The 2,601-nt window shown below is 77.6% G+C and carries 1 protein-coding gene; it reads left to right on the forward strand.

All coding sequences use genetic code 11. The features are described 5' to 3' along the window. A partial coding sequence (locus D471_RS39970; protein ID WP_017597294.1) for a hypothetical protein occupies window positions 1–2,601 on the forward strand: 2,601 nt, incomplete at both ends.

The raw sequence follows: 2,601 nt of genomic DNA on the forward strand, positions 1-2,601 counted from the left end.
GAGGCCGTCGCGGAACTGGTGCGGCCGTCCGACCCCCGCCACCTCGGGTTCGCGCACGCGAGCCGGCTGATCCACGCCGAAGGGGACCGTTGGCACTATCCGGCCCCCTACCCGCTGCTTCCCGACGGGAGCCGCAACATCCGGTCCCTCCGCAGGCTCATGACGTACGCCCCGGACACGGCCGGGCGCGTCCTGCGGGCGATGCCCTGGTCCGTGCGGCGCGAGTACCTGGAGCGCGCCGTGCGGCCCCGGACCGCGAGGTTCGGCGCGGGAGCCGCGTTCTACCTCGACCTGCTTCCTCCGGAGCTGGTGGAGACCGAGGCCCGTGACCTGCTGGAGCGGGTCAGGCGGCTCCGGGCCGAGGCCCCCCGGGGCACCGACCCCCACGCGGACCTGGACGTGCTCGCGTTCCTTCCCCACGACGAGGTGGTCGACGAGCTGTCCCTGGCGGCCTCCTGCGGTGACGCCGGGCGGCGGGCCCGGGGCCTGGCCGCGCTCGTGGCGGCCACGGCGAGGACGGGCGAGGCCGACCCGCTGCGCGGCGTGCTCACCGAACGCGTCACGCGGCTGCGCGCCGAACGCGACCCCGTGCGGCGGGACCTGTTGCGGGCGCTGTGCCGGGTGCGTCCCGTGCCGCTGGCCCGGGCGGCCGGGCTCCTGGACGCGGACGTCTCGGTCCGTGCCGGGGCGGGGCCCGGAGGATCCGCGCACGGGGAGCCCCGGCACGGCGGTGCGGGAACCCCCGCCACGGACGTCCTCGACCAGCTCCTCGACCACACCGTGACGGCCCGCGACACCTCCGCGGACACCCGGCGGGCGCTGCGCGACCTGGCCGCGCGGTTGCTGCGGCATCCGGACACCTCCGCCGAGGGCGCGGTCCGGCGCTGGGGCGTGGAGGTGTACGCACGGCTGGCCGAGGCGTTCGGCCCCGACGGGTTCGGCGACCCCGACCGGCCGCGGCACGGGACGCCCTGGTGGGCACGCCGTTACCGCGGCGCCCCACGCGCCCAGCCGGAGCTCCACCTCGACCAGGTTCTGCCGCCGGGTTGTGAACACGGCCTGTACCGGCGGCTCGTCCCGTACCTGGACGCGGCACGCGACCGCGGCGACCACGCGGTCCTGGCCCGGCTGGTGGAGGAACTGGGCGGCAGGGCGGTTCACCTGGGCGATGCGTTCCGGCGCCGCCTGGCCGGTGTGCTCCTGCACGACCCCGCCTCGCGGGACGCGGACCGTTCCGCCCGGCTGTACCTGGCCGGACGCCGATCCCACGCCTACGAGCTCTTCGCCCAGTACCCCGAGTCCGTGGCCGTTCCCGCCGTGTGGCGGCTGCTCGTCCGCACGGTGCCCCCCGGACGGACGGTCCGGCGCCTGGCCACGGCGGGGCCGCCCCGCCCGGACGACGGGCGGGCGTGGGTTCCGGAGGTCACCGGTGCCCTCGCCCGGAACTGGCCGGATGAGGCGCGTCAGTGGATCGGTGAGCATCTGGCGGGGGTCGCCGCCGACCCCGGGGGCGACCCCGACGACCGGGAGGCCGCTATCCGCCAGCTCGGCCGCCTCCCGGGGGCCGTCGACCGGCTCGCTCCCTTCCTGGACGGCGACGACATCGTGCCGCGCGAGGCCGCCCTGGGCGCGCTCGGCGGCTGCGACGAGCCCGAACGCGCGTTGGGGACGATCCTGGCCCACGGTGGCGGCCCCCAGTCCAGGGCGGCCGGACCCGCGCTGTCGCGGTGCGCCGCGCGGGTGGCGCCCTCACGCCTGGGGCCGATCCTCATCGGCGCTCTGGACGGCCCGACCAAGGTGACCGTGCGCAAGACCGCCGCCCGCCTGCTCGAACACCACCGTCCACCGGGCGCGGTCGAGGCGCTGGCGCGGGTGCTCGGCGTCGACGGCCTGCACCGGGACGTGCGCGCCTCGGTCGCGGGCGCCCTCATGCGTGCCTGCGACCACCCGGCCGCACCGGCCGCCCTGGCCGAGCACGCCCCCGGCTTCACCGACGAGGAGGCGCAGGCCGCCGTGCTCGGTGCCGACCCCCTCACGTGCCCCCGGGACCAGCGGGCCCGGATGGCGGCGGTGGTCGCCTCCCTTCCCCCGCTGGAGCGGCAGAGCCCGCGGGTGCTCCGCAGGGCGGACCGGTGGGCGCCGTGGTGGGAGGACGCGCTCGACGGGATCGTCGAGCGCGCGTGCGATCCGGGCTTTCCCTGGCGGCGCACGGTGGGCGCGTTGACCGAGACGGTGCTGCGGGGGCGGGGCCGGGAGCGCCTCGGCGAGGTCGTCACCCGGCTGCTCGCGTTGGTTCCCGGTCCGGAGCACGGTGTCGCGACGATCACCCACCCCCGGGCGGACACCGCCTACCACCGGCTGGCCGAGGCGGTGGCGCTCCTGGCCCGGCTCCGCCGTGCCTGCGACGAGGACGACGCGGTGGTCCGTGAGCAGGTCGACCTCGTGTTCGCCAGGCTGGCGGAGCGCCCCGAGTGCGCCCACCTGGCCGTCGATCTCCTGGTGTCCGTGCTCCAGCACGGTGTCCGCCGCGCGGACGGCACCCCCTCCGCGCCGTGGTTGGCCAGACGGCTGACGCTCGCGGCCCGGCTGCTGGCCGCCGCC

The sequence above is a fragment of the Nocardiopsis lucentensis DSM 44048 genome (genome assembly GCF_000341125.1).
Taxonomy (GTDB): Bacteria; Actinomycetota; Actinomycetes; order Streptosporangiales; family Streptosporangiaceae; genus Nocardiopsis; species Nocardiopsis lucentensis.